The organism is Paraburkholderia sp. WS6 (assembly GCF_030464835.1).
GTDB lineage: Bacteria > Pseudomonadota > Gammaproteobacteria > Burkholderiales > Burkholderiaceae > Paraburkholderia > Paraburkholderia madseniana.
In genome coordinates this window covers 384,760-397,505 of the sequence record NZ_JALQCK010000002.1, presented here as the reverse complement: position 1 = coordinate 397,505, position 12,746 = coordinate 384,760, and the positions used below count along the sequence as shown (strand labels likewise).

Annotated in this window: 12 protein-coding genes; 11 read left to right on the top strand and 1 reads right to left on the bottom strand. The window is 58.7% G+C overall.

The genetic code is table 11. The annotated features are described in order from the left end of the window. Positions 1–32 precede the first annotated feature (32 nt). Together M0D64_RS04300 and M0D64_RS04295 are read left to right on the top strand one after the other, a co-directional pair. Positions 33–1,061 (top strand): aldo/keto reductase, encoded by a 1,029-nt coding sequence (locus M0D64_RS04300; RefSeq protein ID WP_266256744.1) that lies wholly within the window; start codon positions 33–35, stop codon positions 1,059–1,061. Then, on the top strand, positions 1,048–1,299 hold the full coding sequence (locus tag M0D64_RS04295; protein WP_266256743.1) for a hypothetical protein: 252 nt from the start codon (positions 1,048–1,050) through the stop codon (positions 1,297–1,299). The genes M0D64_RS04300 and M0D64_RS04295 overlap by 14 nt, the downstream gene beginning before the upstream one ends. A 286-nt stretch (positions 1,300–1,585) precedes the next feature. On the opposite strand, the gene M0D64_RS04290 is transcribed toward M0D64_RS04295, so the two are convergent. Then, the gene (locus M0D64_RS04290) at positions 1,586–2,137 is read right to left on the bottom strand and encodes an NYN domain-containing protein (protein ID WP_266256742.1); all 552 of its coding nucleotides are present in this window, start codon (positions 2,135–2,137) and stop codon (positions 1,586–1,588) included. Positions 2,138–2,183: 46 nt separating this feature from the next. Here M0D64_RS04290 and M0D64_RS04285 point away from each other — a divergent pair, with 46 nt between their 5' ends. From M0D64_RS04285 to M0D64_RS04245, 9 genes are all read left to right on the top strand, one after another. Next, positions 2,184–3,197 carry an Ldh family oxidoreductase gene (locus M0D64_RS04285; RefSeq protein WP_266256777.1) on the top strand — a complete coding sequence of 338 codons (1,014 nt, stop codon included), beginning with the start codon at positions 2,184–2,186 and terminating at the stop codon, positions 3,195–3,197. Between the two features lie 248 nt (positions 3,198–3,445). Continuing rightward, positions 3,446–4,582, top strand: coding sequence for a porin (locus M0D64_RS04280; protein WP_266256741.1), 1,137 nt, complete (start codon positions 3,446–3,448; stop codon positions 4,580–4,582). Between the two features lie 161 nt (positions 4,583–4,743). Beyond that, a complete protein-coding gene (locus M0D64_RS04275) occupies positions 4,744–6,153 on the top strand; it encodes an MFS transporter (RefSeq protein WP_266256739.1) in 1,410 nt (469 codons plus the stop codon). Between the two features lie 9 nt (positions 6,154–6,162). Beyond that, entirely contained in the window at positions 6,163–6,708 is a 546-nt protein-coding gene (locus tag M0D64_RS04270) for a GAF domain-containing protein (protein ID WP_266256738.1), read from the top strand. Positions 6,709–6,872: 164 nt separating this feature from the next. Then, the gene (locus tag M0D64_RS04265; RefSeq protein WP_266256737.1) at positions 6,873–8,021 is read left to right on the top strand and encodes a branched-chain amino acid ABC transporter substrate-binding protein; all 1,149 of its coding nucleotides are present in this window, start codon (positions 6,873–6,875) and stop codon (positions 8,019–8,021) included. A 60-nt stretch (positions 8,022–8,081) separates the two neighbouring features. Beyond that, entirely contained in the window at positions 8,082–9,356 is a 1,275-nt protein-coding gene (locus M0D64_RS04260) for an FAD-binding oxidoreductase (RefSeq protein WP_266256736.1), read from the top strand. Positions 9,357–9,428: 72 nt separating this feature from the next. Continuing rightward, entirely contained in the window at positions 9,429–10,331 is a 903-nt protein-coding gene (locus M0D64_RS04255; RefSeq protein ID WP_266256735.1) for a dihydrodipicolinate synthase family protein, read from the top strand. 46 nt (positions 10,332–10,377) lie between these two features. Continuing rightward, positions 10,378–11,376, top strand: coding sequence for a 4-hydroxyproline epimerase (locus M0D64_RS04250; RefSeq protein ID WP_266256734.1), 999 nt, complete (start codon positions 10,378–10,380; stop codon positions 11,374–11,376). 46 nt (positions 11,377–11,422) lie between these two features. After that, positions 11,423–12,658 (top strand): amidohydrolase family protein, encoded by a 1,236-nt coding sequence (locus tag M0D64_RS04245; RefSeq protein ID WP_266256733.1) that lies wholly within the window; start codon positions 11,423–11,425, stop codon positions 12,656–12,658. The last annotated feature ends 88 nt before the right edge of the window (positions 12,659–12,746 follow it).

The following is a 12,746-nucleotide window of genomic DNA, read 5'->3' as shown; positions in this document are numbered from 1 at the left end:
TGGCTTCACTCCCATCGACAAAGGAGATAAAAATGAATCCGGTAGCAAAGCGTAAATGGCCGCGTTCAGGGCTCGAGACAAGCGTGATGGGTTTCGGCGCCGCGCCGATCGGCAACATCTTCAGGCCGATCAGTGAAGAGGATTCGGCTGCCTTGATCAAGGCAGCGTGGGACGCGGGCGTGCGCTACTTCGACACCGCGCCGATGTACGGGCACGGGTTGAGCGAGGCGCGCTGTGGTCAGGGGCTGCGCTGGTATCCGCGCGACCAGTTTGTGCTGTCCACCAAGGTTGGGCGTCTGCTGAAGCCGCGCAAACGCGCCGAGATCAACTTTGAGCCATGGGTTGACGGGTTGCCTTTCGAACCCGTTTTCGACTACAGCTATGACGGCACGATGCGTTCGATCGAAGACAGTCTGCAGCGTCTGGCGCTGGAGCACATCGATATCGCGCTGATTCACGACATCGACGTCTTTACGCACGGCGAGCGTCAGCCCGAGATGTTCGACGCGGCGATGGCTGGTGCGGCGAAAGCACTGCTGAAACTCCGTGACGAAGGGGTCGTGAAAGCGGTGGGGCTCGGCGTCAACGAATGGCAGGTCGCACACGAAGCCATTCGCCGGCAGGATTTCGATTGCCTGCTGCTGGCCGGTCGCTACACGCTGCTCGAGCAGGACGCGCTGGACGGTTTCCTGCCGCTGTGCGAAGAGCAGCAGGTGTCGGTCATTCTCGGTGGCGGCTACAACAGCGGCATTCTCGCGACGGGTGCGGTGCCAGGCGCGAAATACAACTATTCGCTCGCGCGGGAGCCCATTCTTGAACGCGTGCGCAAGATCGAGCAGGTATGTCAGGAATACTCGGTGCCGCTCAAAGCGGCGGCGCTGCAATTCGTTCTCGCCCATCCCGCGATCTCGACCAACATTCCCGGCGTGCGTACGGTTGCACAACTGGAAGACAACCTGCAAACCTTCCGGGCTGAAATTCCGCCGGCGTTCTGGGCCGAGTTGAAGCGCCGGGAGCTGATCCGGCAGGATGCGCCGACTTCTCCTGTTGACGGTGATTAAGTCGCAACTCGTCGAAGTCGATGCGCAGCACCTGTTCGCAGACGAAACGATGCTTGGCGACATTGTGGTTCGCGTGGTGCATGAAATCGAACCGCTACCTGGCGGGGGCAATCGCATCACCTACAAGATCGACGTAGTCGGAGAAAATGCTCACGATATTTGTGCTGGCGTTTCTTCCGATTTCCCTGAAGTCTTGTTGGCGCTGGTCGCTCAAGCGGAAAGTCGGACAACGAAATGAGTCAAGCATGGCTTGGCGTTGGCTGGTTCATCCGAATGTGCGAAACGTACTCCCGCACACCTGCATGAACTGTTCGACCAGCGCTGACCGCTCGCCGTTAATGGCCACGCTCGCGACTACTGGAATCGCGATTTCTGGCGCAAGCGGCACAACATTCAGCCCTTGAGCGCGTGCGGAAAGTGCCGCGATCTCGTCGACGATGGGAGGGTATGGCTGTCGATGCGTTGCGGCTTGCTGTTCAAAGCCGAGAGCCTTTCTGTACGCATAAGGTGGTGTAGCGGCGGTTTCAACTGTCGAGCCATATCACTCTGTCCGCGAATGATTCCAGTATCGCTGCGCGTTCGCTGTGCGCAATGTAGAGCCAGAGTTCTTTCGAATACCGGAGCCGGACAGCCGAAATTGCCGGCTCCAAGGCCGCGTCGGCAGCAGTCAAGACAAGACGATCACAATCACTTTCCGCGGCGAACCGTATGGCTTCGACCGCCGTTTCGACTGCGAGCAGCCTGCGAGCGTCGCAGCAGGCCGCCTCGTTTGCTGCCACTGGCAGAGGAACCAGACGCACATCAAACGGAGTTCGCAATCTGTTCGATCGCAGACAACTGAACAATGGGCCCGCCAGATCCTGATCGACGTCGCGAGACAGATCGAAATATAACGAGTGTTTCATGGGGGCGCTTTGCGCCGCGACCAGTTCCCGCTCCATGTTCGCGATCATCTCGATGGATGCGCCTTCGCTCAGGGCGGCCGCCAGGTAGGTTCCGTCGACGATCCATACTGAATTCATATGATGGTCCTTGGACGCTCGCAAAGTGTCTTTGTTTGACGACGATAGCCACAACGATTATCCTCGGCATCTGAATATTGTATCCAATAAAGGGTTGCATATGGAAAAAGTCCGCTTGTCTCTCGAAGAAGTGAACGCGTTGTCCATGCGCGTGCTCACGTCCAATGGCATGGCCGAAGATCATGCTCGCGCGATCGCGCGGGTGATTACGGCAGGTCAACGGGACGAGTGCCACTCGCACGGAATTTACCGTCTGCTTGTTTGCGTCAGGTCTCTTCGGGAAGGCAAGCTCGTGGGCGACGCGAGACCTCAGCTCAGTGAGCTCTCGCCCGCGATTGTTCGAGTCGACGCCGGATTCGGATACTCACAGCTAGCCTTCGAATTGGGCAGCAAGGTCCTTGTTGAAAAGGCTCGGAACGTTGGCATCGCGGCACTCTCGATCAACAACTGCTTCCACTTTTCGGCTCTCTGGCCCGAGGTGGAGGCTATTGCGAGCGAGGGACTCGCCGCTGTAGCGATGACCCCTAGTCATAGCTGGGTTGCACCGGCGGGTGGCACCAAGCCGGTGTTCGGGACCAATCCGATTGCCTTTGCGTGGCCACGGCCGGGCAGGTTTCCATTCGTTTTCGATTTTGCGACAAGCGGGATCGCCCGTGGCGATATCGAGTTGCACAGAAGAACAGGAAAGGAAATCCCCCTTGGCTGGGCCGTCGACGAGGCGGGGCAGCCGACGACGGACCCGGCTGCGGCGATGCGAGGCGCAATGCTCACATTCGGTGGCCATAAAGGCTCTGCCCTGTCGGCGATGGTCGAACTGCTTGCTGGCCCTCTGCTCGGGGATCTGACCAGCCTCGAATCGCAGAAATTCGACGAAGGTGTGGGTGCCACGCCTTGCCATGGCGAACTTGTGCTCGCCTTCAATCCTGACATATTCGCCGCTGGAAAGCGCGCGCAGGGTGACCAGTACGCAGAAGCCATGTTCGATGCGATTGCGGGGCAGGGTGCGCGGCTGCCGTCGCAACGGCGATTTGAGGCAAGGGTTCGAAGCGAAGCAAATGGCGTCGAGGTCAGCGCCCAGCTCTACGCGGACGTCAAGGCGTTGATCCGAAACTAACCGCGCTCTTGTGGTCGCATACAGCATATTTTGGCAGTTCCCGCCATAGGCGCACGCCCGAGCCCCCCAACATAACTAGAAATGCTGCGGGAACTGCTTGACCGATTATATTGGATCCAGGATATTGTCGACGAATAAGGGTCGTGGCGGAAACTTTCACGGGCCGCGCAGACATGTCTGATCCCGGGGGATTCGACAGGAGATCTCGTTTTCCATTCGTAGCATTACTTACTAAAAAGGAGATCAAGATGAAGAAGGCGGGTATGGCGGCGGCGATCATGTCCACCGCGGTCGTGTGTCATGCGCAGAGTTCCGTCACGTTGTACGGCGCGCTGGACGATGGGATCACCTATACAAACAATCAGGGTGGCCATTACAACGTTCAGGCCTCCAATGGCGCATTAGGCAGCACCAAATGGGGGTTTCTGATCAACGAGGATCTCGGTGGTGGATACTGTACGGTGGCCCGTCTGGAAAGCGGCGTCGATATCAATACCGGAAAGATGAATAACGGCGGGCGTCTGTTCGGCCGTCAAGCCTACGTTGGCCTCGGGTCGCCCTTCGGTACCGTGCTGATGGGACGCCAGTACGACCTGGTGCTCGATTCGCTGATTGGTCTTTCAGCGTCTGGCCGGTTCAATGGAATTCTGGCCACGCACGCAGCAGACGTCGATAACGTTTGGGGCAACTACTCACTGAGCAATTCCATCAAGTACATCTCGCCCACGTACGCCGGGTTCAAACTGTCGGGGCTTTTCAGTCTGGGGGGTGTGGCGGGTGACTTTTCCAACGGCAAGAAGGAATCAATCAGCCTCAGTTACTCGAACAACGCGCTCAGCGCGAGCGCTGTATTTTCGCGAATCAATAGTCCCGCGACGTCCATCTACGATGCGACGGCAAACCCTGTGGCCGGTGGCACGTTTGTGAACCCCATCACCAATCCGACTTACAGCGGGTACACGTCAGCCCGGACCCTGCAGGTTGCAGGCGCTGGCATTAACTACCGTCTCGGCGCGGCGCTGCTGGGTTTCACCTACACGAATACGCGCTTCGAAGACGTGGTGCGGACTTCGTCGACGCCATTTTCGGGGACGGCCACCTTCAATAACTACGAAGCGCTGGCAACGTACAACGTCACGCCGGCAGTTCTGCTGGGTGCCTCGTACGACTATACGAAGGCCGAGTCGGCGAAATATCTGCAGCTCAACGTGGGAACCCAATTCAGCTTGTCGAAGCGGACATTGCTCTACGCGACGACCTCCTGGGAGCGGGCGACAGGCATCGATTCGACGGGCAAGTCTGCTGTTGCTGCGTTGTCCTTCCTGACGCCGTCGTCCACGAATAGCCAGGTCGCCGTCCGCGCGGGCATTCGCCATACGTTTTAAGACTTCCGAGTCCTGATTCCGGCTGCCGCGTCCCGGGCGGACACAAGCGCACGCAAAGGTTTACCCGGCCTTGACTCTGGATTTTGGATACAGGATATTGTGACCACACTTCGATCCGGAACATTCTGGATCGGTCGATCCCTCATTTTGGGAGCAATGACATGTCACCGATTGCAGCCCGGCTCGAACGCCTTCCGTTCAGCCGCTTTCACTTCAAGCTGCTCCTCATGGGCGGTCTGGGCTTCATGTTCGAGGCCATCGATGCAGCCATCATCGCGTTTATCCTGCCCGTCGTTCGTACCAAATGGCATCTGACTAGCTTCGAAACCGGGCTGCTTGGCAGCAGCACCTACGTTGGCTTTCTCGTCGGCGCACTATTCGCCGGCCTGCTGGGCGATCGCTTTGGCCGCCGCGTCGTCATGATGTGGGCGCTGACCTTCTTCTGCGTGCTTACGTTTGCCAACGCGTTTGTGAACGACTGGCACACGTTTGCTCTGTTGCGCGCAATAGCAGGTATCGGGATGGGCGCTGAGGGCGCGATCATTGCGCCGTTCCTGGTGGAGTTCGTCAGTAACCGCTATCGGGGCGCCTTTACCGGCGCACTGGCCGGCTTCTTCTCGTTTGGTTTTGTAGCGGCGGCGTTGATCGGCTACTTTGTGATCCCGCTGAACCCGGAAGGTTGGCGCATCGCGCTGGTGATCGTCTCCGTACCTGTCGTTGTGCTGCTCTGGTGGCGGCGTTCGCTGCACGAGTCCCCGCGGTGGCTGGAGACTCGCGGTCGTCATGCGGAAGCCGAAGCCGTCGTGGCCGATATTGAGCGGCAGGTCGAGCGTACAGGCGTAACGCTATCTCCCGTCGTGCCTGTGGCAGGCGCAGCGGCCAGCTATGAGCACTCGGGCTCCTTCTTCGGAAACCTGAAGCTGCTGTGGAAACCGCCGCTCGCCAGGACGACGCTGATGACCTGGTGTCTGTGGCTGTCGGTGACGTTCTGCTCGTACGCATTCTTCGTCTGGATCCCCGGCTTGCTCGTGCAGCATGGCATGACCATCACGAAGAGTTTTTCTGTCTCAATCTTTATCTACCTCGCGCAGATTCCGGGCTACTACTCGTCGGCATACTTTTGCGAGAAACTGGGCCGCAAGACGACGATCGTTACTTACATGGGATTGGCCTGCCTTGCAGGTATCTGGCTGGCCAATGCGGGCAGCGATACAACGATCGTCCTTGCTTCAATCTTCATGTCATTTGCGATGAACGGCGTCAACGCAGGCGAGTACGCCTATACGCCTGAAGTGTTCCCGACGCATCTGCGCGCGACGGGAATGGGCACGGCGTCAGCGTTCGGCCGTATCGGCGCAATCTGTTCGCCGATGCTGGTCGGCTACGTTTATCCGTTGTGGGGTTTCGCCGGCGTGTTCGGCATGACCACTGTCATCCTGCTGATCGGCGCTCTCGCTGTGATTTTCCTGGGCGTCTCGACGACCGGAAAGACGCTAGAGGAAATTTCCGAGGCGGAGTATGGCTCCATGCGTCCCGACGCGCAAAGCGCCGAGCTTCGGACCGCGAAATAAGGAGTTTTCGTGACGAACACAAACCGCGCACTCATTTTCCGGGCGATCGAGCGTCTGGCCGCGATTCAACAGAAAGATGGCAACGCCGACATCGTGTGGTCCGAGTTCGAGCGCTCCCTCACGGAGGTATTCGGCCAGCGGCTCTTCACGGTGCTGGCATATGACGAGGCGTCGAGCCGCCTGGGACGTCTGCATAGCAATCGCCTGGATATCAATCCGGTAGGCGGACTCAAGCGGGTGACGCAAAGTCGCTGGTCGGATGAGGTTCTTCGCCGCGGTGAGATCTTTATCGGCTCAACGCGCGAGGACATCAAGGCAGTGTTCTCGGAATACGAGGTGTTGTGGTCGATTGGGTGTGAGAGTGTGCTGAACATCCCCGTGCGCAAGAACGGTGTCACGCTGGGCACAATGAATCTGCTTGGCGAAGCTGGGCTGTATGACCATGCTGATATCGGACTGGCGCTGGTGTTCGCACAACTAGCGGTTTCGCCGCTCGAAGATCAGGTTCAAAGGCAGTGTGGGCTTGAGGATCCTGACGTTATGGAACAGGTGTAGGACTTGAGGCGGGGTGGCAGAAAACCGCGCTCCGCCAATTTTTTCGAACGCATTTGACAGACCCGCTGAAGGCGCGCATTATACGCAAAACATTTGGATATTGGATCCAACATAATGTTTTCGGCGCTCCCAACGCGGCTTTTATGGGTAGTAAGGAGACTGATATGAAAGTTCGCACCATCGCTTTTGCAGCCGTTGCTTCGGGATTTCTGCTTCTGTCCCTCGAAGCCGCACAGGCCGCCGAAACACAAACGGTCAAGCTGGGTCTGGCCGCTCCGATGACGGGCGCGCAGGCTCAGTATGGCAAGGATTTCGAGTCGGGCGTGCAACTCGCCATTGACGACTTCAATGCCACGAAGCCCAAGATTGACGGCAAGGAAACAAAGTTCGTGCTGGAAGCGCTCGACGATCAGGCAGACCCGAAGACGGGTACCGTCGTCGCCCAGAAGCTGGTCGATGACGGCATCAAGGGCATGCTCGGTCACTTCAACTCCGGGGTGACGATCCCCGCTTCGGCGATCTATTCGCACGCAGGCATTCCGCAGATTTCGACGGCAACCGCACCCGCCTATACGCGTCAGGGTTTCAAGACTACGTTCCGGATGATGACGTCTGATACGCAGCAGGGCAGTGTGATGGGCAAGTACGTCGTCGAGACGCTCCATGCGAAGCGCATTGCAATCATCGACGATCGCACGGCATACGGCCAGGGTCTTGCGGAGCAGTTCGAGACGGCAGTGAAGGCGGCCGGCGGTAACCTCATCGACCATCAGTTCACGTCCGACAAAGCGGTTGACTTCAAGGCGATTCTGACCGGTATCAAGTCGAAGAATCCTGATTTCATCTATTACGCAGGCGCCGACGCGCAATCCGCACCCATGGTGAAGCAGGCGCGCACGCTGGCGATGAAGGCGACGTTTGCCTCGGGTGAAATGTCGAAAACGGAAGACTTCATCAAGATTGCCGGACCGGCGGCGGATGGCGCGATTGTCTCGCTCGCGGGACTGCCGCTCGACAAGATGCCGGGTGGCGCGGGTTTTACGCAGCGCTACAAGGCCAAGTTCGGCTATCAACCGACGACCTATGCACCGTACACGTACGACGGCGCCATGGCCATGATGCAGGCGATGCAGAAGGCCAATTCGTCAGATCCGTCCGTCTACCTGCCGGTGCTCGCGAAGACTGACATGAAGGGTGTCACGAGCGACCACTTCGCATACGACCAGTTCGGTGATCTGCGCGACGCAATCATCACTGTCTACAAGTGTGAAAACGGACAGTGGAAGCCGATAACGGTACTCGGATCCAAGTAACCGAAACCACGGTGGACGACAGGTTTGCCGTCCACCTACGCAATACCTCGACTCACGGAAATGACTCAGCAAGCTCAAAACTCCCGGACGACCCCGGACGTTGTGGTTATCGGTAGCGGAATCGTCGGTCTCGCCTGTGCGTGGTCTGCACTGCGCGACGGCGCTACCGTCACCATCATCGATCGCGACTTCGAAGGCGACCGTACGTCGCACGGAAACGCGGGCGGTATCGCCGTGACGGAGAGCACCCCCATTTCGGTGAACGGGTTGTACATGAAGGCTCTGAAATGGCTGTTTGATCCTCTGGGGCCGCTGGCGCTTGACTGGAAACATGTGCCGAGCGCCTTGCCCTGGTTCATGGAATTTCAGCGCTCGGGCAACAAGGACCGCTTCCGCGAAATTTCCCTGGCTTTGGCCCAGCTGAACAACCGCGTCTACGACGACATCGTCCCGATGTTTGAGGACATCGGCGCGATGGACAGTTTTTATCGGCGCGGCGCATTGACGGTCTACGAGACAGACGAAGCCTTCGTCGCGGATCAGCATGAATGGGAATTCAAACGGGATCTGGGTGTGCGCTGGCACGCCATGTCTGCCGACGAGGTTCGCGATTGCGAACCCTCCCTCGCGCCGGTTTTTCGTCATGGTGTGTTTCTCGACGACTGGTCGCACATCGGCGACCCGAAGCGTCTCGTGACGCAACTGCGTGAGCGCGTGAAGCAACTCGGCGCCACGTTTGTTGTCGGCGCGGTGAAGGCACTTGATCTCGCGGATGCACTTGCGCCAGCAGCCGTCACCGAGACAGGCGAACGGGTGAAGGGGCGCCGCCTCGTTGTGGCGACGGGTGCATGGTCCGCCGCGCTTGCCGGATCGATCGGGGACCGCGTCCTGCTGGACAGCGAGCGGGGTTACAACACGACGCTTCCCGCGCATGGCATCAGCCTGTCGCGCGAAGTGATTTTTGCCGAACGCAAATTTGTCGCCACGCCACTTGATATCGGTGTGCGCATTGGCGGTGCAGCCGAGTTCGCCGGTCTCAAGGCGCCACCGAATTACAAACGCAGTGACGCGCTGCTCGCGCTCGGAAAGCGTTTCCTGCCTGGTATCAACGATAAGGGAGCCGTGAAATGGATGGGGCACCGTCCGGCCACGCCGGATTCGCTTCCGGTCATTGGCCAATCGCCGCGTGCGCCGTCCGTCATTTATGCATTCGGCCACGGTCACCTTGGTCTGACGCAATCGGCAACAACAGGTGCGCTTGTCGCGGACCTGCTTGCCAATCGAACGCCCGGAATCGGACTTGAGCCGTACTCGATCAGCCGCTTCCGCAATTAACGGGGCCCCCGCGACCTCGATCGACCCGCGGGACATCCCGCCTCTGATTATCATTTTTGGGAAGGTATAGCCATGCAAGTCAACTGGAAAGGTGTGTTCCCCGCTGTCACGACGAAGCTGAAGGACGACGGTTCTCTTGATCACGAAGCGATCAAGGCAGGTCTGAACCGCCTCATCGACAGCGGCGTCGGTGGCGTCGTCATGATGGGTATGGTCGGTGAGAGCGCCCAGCTCACGCCGGAAGAGAAGCGCACGGTAATCAAGCTTGCCGTTGAAACCGTGAGCGGACGCGTGCCGGTCATTGCAGGCCTCGCCGAAACCACCACGGCAAACGCAGTCCAGTACGCGAAGGACGCGGAAGCGCTCGGCGTTCAGGGCCTGATGGTTTTTCCTGGTCTCACGTACAAGTCCGACGCCCGGGAAACGATTGCCTTCTACAGGACCGTCGCTCAGGCGTCCACGCTCGCGATCCTGCTCTATAACAACCCGCGCGGATATGGCGTGGACCTGACGCCGGATGTGGTGGCGCAACTGCTGGAAGAGCCGACGATCGAAGCCCTCAAGGAAGAGTCGTATGACACAACGCGCGTCACCGATCTGATCAGCCGTTTCGGCGACCGCCTTGCCGTCGTGTGCGGTGTCGACGATCTGGTGCTCGAGTCGGTTGCACTGGGCGTGACTTGCTGGGTCTCTGGCATGGCCAACGCTGTTCCGAAGGAATCGGTTGAATTACTGAATCTGGCCGTTGCTGGCGACTATGAATGGGCCCGTAAGCTGTACCGTGCACTGATCGACCTGTTCCATCTGGATACGCACGTGAAGCTCGTTCAGTACATCAAGCTGGCTGAGAACATCACGGCTGGATATTCGGAAACCGTGAAGGCCCCGCGACTGAAGCTCGAAGGCGAAGAGCGGCAGAAGGTCATTGCAATCGTAGAGAAGACGCTTGCCAACGTACGTGCCCTGTCGAAGTAATGCGGATGGGCCTGATTTTGCATGAAATTCTGGATGGAGCAGGGTGATGAAATCGACATTCTTTTGCATCGACGGACATACGTGTGGCAATCCGGTCCGGGTCGTCGCAGGAGGCGCGCCGCGGCTGGAAGGAGCGAACATGATCGAGCGACGTGCACATTTTGAGCGCGAGTTCGACTGGATCCGGACGTCGCTCATGTTCGAACCTCGCGGTCATGAAGTGATGTCGGGCAGCATTCTCTATCCGCCGACCCGTTCCGACTGTGACGTTGCCATCCTGTTTATTGAGGTCAGCGGCTGTCTGCCGATGTGTGGCCACGGCACCATTGGGACGGTAACAACAGCCATCGAGCACGGTCTGGTGCGTCCGCGTGACCCTGGTGTGCTGCGTCTGGACACGCCGGCTGGTCTCGTGGTTGCGCGCTACAAGGTGGACGGAGACAACGTCGATTCCGTGCAGCTCATCAATGTTCCGTCATTCCTTCACTCGACGGACCTGACGGTTGACGTTGAGGGGCTCGGCGAAATCCGCTTCGATGTCGCCTACGGCGGAAATTTCTACGCGATCGTCGAAGCGCAGAAAAACTTCGGTGGCCTCCACACACTCAGGCCTTCGGATATCCAGCGTCTGAGTCCGATCCTGCGTCAGAAAGCAAACGAGAAGTATCAGTTCGTTCACCCCGAGAAGGCAGAAATCCGTGGTCTGAGCCACGTGATGTGGACAGGCGAACCGACGGTCGAAGGCGCAAGCGCACGCAATGCTGTGTTCTACGGTGACAAGGCCATCGACCGGTCGCCTTGTGGCACCGGGACGTCGGCCCGAATGGCGCATCTGGTCGGCAAGGGCAAACTTAAGATCGGTGAACGTTTTGTTCACGAAAGCATTATTGGAACGCTCTTCAATGGTGTGCCTGAAGAAGCGACCAGGGTGGGTGAATTCGACGCGATTATTCCGAGCATTGAAGGGTGGGCGCGGGTGACGGGACACAACACGATCTTTGTCGATGACCGTGATCCGCTCGCCAAAGGCTTTTTGCTGAAGTGATCTGCCGCGGCCCGTGGGTTGCTCAAAAATCAGCTGGGGAATTGAAATGTTGATCCTGAAAAACGCGCGCGTCCTGGACGTGAATCACGAAAACGACACGGCCCACTATTCGATTGTCGTGGACGGGGAGGTCATCAAGGACGTCACCCGCGAACCGGTGTCGATAGATGGCGCGCAGGTTATTGACGTTGGGGGCAAGACGGTCATGCCCGGTATGATTGACTGCCATGCGCACGTTATTGCATCGGTTGCGCACCTCGGTAACAACGGGCGTTTGCCGAACACCTTTGCCGTCTTGCGGGCAGTACCGATCCTGAGCGGTATGCTTAACCGGGGCTTCACAACCGTGCGGGATGCCGGCGGCGCCGACTACGCGCTCTCGCGTGCAATCGAGGAGGGAGTGATCGCCGGGCCGCGCTTATTCGTGGCTGGTAAGGCGCTGTCGCAGACGGGCGGTCACGGCGACTTCCGCGAGCGCTTCGACAACTCCGATCCCGACCCCTGCGGCTGTCACCGCAATCTCGGGGCAATCGGGCGTATCGTCGATGGCGTGGACGACGTACGCAAGGCCGTCCGCGAAGAGATGCGCGCCGGTGCGCACCACATCAAGATCATGGCGTCGGGTGGCGTTGCGTCGCCCACGGATCCGATTGGGAACCTGCAGTTTTCCGTCGACGAGGTCAAGGCGATCGTCGAGGAAGCCGCGTCGCACCAGACCTATGTCATGGCGCATGCCTACACAGGCAAGGCGATCGCTCGCGTCGTGAAGCTCGGTGTGCGCACGATTGAGCACGGCAACCTGATCGATGACGAGGCCGCGGCTGTCATGGCAGAGTTTGGAGCGTTTGCGGTGCCAACGCTTGTTACCTATGACGCGATGAACAAGGTCGGTGTGAAGGCCGGCGTGTCAGAAAGTGCTCTTGCGAAAAACGAGAACGTTCGTATTCAGGGCCTGAAGGCACTCGAGCTACTCAAACGTAACGGGGTAAAAATGGGTCTCGGCACGGATCTGCTGGGCGACATGCACGAGTATCAAAGCGATGAACTGACGATCCGTTCAGAAATTCTTGGTGCTTTCGAGACGATCTGTCAGGCCACGGCGGTGGGTGCCGAAATCGTTGGACAGCAGGGCCGTCTGGGGGTCGTCGCCCCGGGGGCCTTCGCTGACCTGCTCGTTGTTGACGGTGATCCGCTAAGAGATATCAGTGTTCTTACCGGGCAGGGTGAGCGCATCGCTGGCGTGATGAAAAACGGCGCGTGGGTAAGGAAAGCGTTGCAGTGACGCAGCGCCGGCCATTGGATTTTGTATCCGAAAGCCGGTGCCGTGGTAGCATGCTCACAGTATCCTGAATCCTTTACTGAAACTGATC

Coding starts and splice junctions, on each gene's coding strand:
- M0D64_RS04260 (WP_266256736.1), top strand. CDS start 8,082: ATGACTCAGCAAGCTCAAAACTCCCGGACGACCCCGGACGTTGTGGTT.
- M0D64_RS04245 (WP_266256733.1), top strand. CDS start 11,423: ATGTTGATCCTGAAAAACGCGCGCGTCCTGGACGTGAATCACGAAAAC.
- M0D64_RS04285 (WP_266256777.1), top strand. CDS start 2,184: ATGGAAAAAGTCCGCTTGTCTCTCGAAGAAGTGAACGCGTTGTCCATG.
- M0D64_RS04300 (WP_266256744.1), top strand. CDS start 33: ATGAATCCGGTAGCAAAGCGTAAATGGCCGCGTTCAGGGCTCGAGACA.
- M0D64_RS04280 (WP_266256741.1), top strand. CDS start 3,446: ATGAAGAAGGCGGGTATGGCGGCGGCGATCATGTCCACCGCGGTCGTG.
- M0D64_RS04255 (WP_266256735.1), top strand. CDS start 9,429: ATGCAAGTCAACTGGAAAGGTGTGTTCCCCGCTGTCACGACGAAGCTG.
- M0D64_RS04275 (WP_266256739.1), top strand. CDS start 4,744: ATGTCACCGATTGCAGCCCGGCTCGAACGCCTTCCGTTCAGCCGCTTT.
- M0D64_RS04250 (WP_266256734.1), top strand. CDS start 10,378: ATGAAATCGACATTCTTTTGCATCGACGGACATACGTGTGGCAATCCG.
- M0D64_RS04265 (WP_266256737.1), top strand. CDS start 6,873: ATGAAAGTTCGCACCATCGCTTTTGCAGCCGTTGCTTCGGGATTTCTG.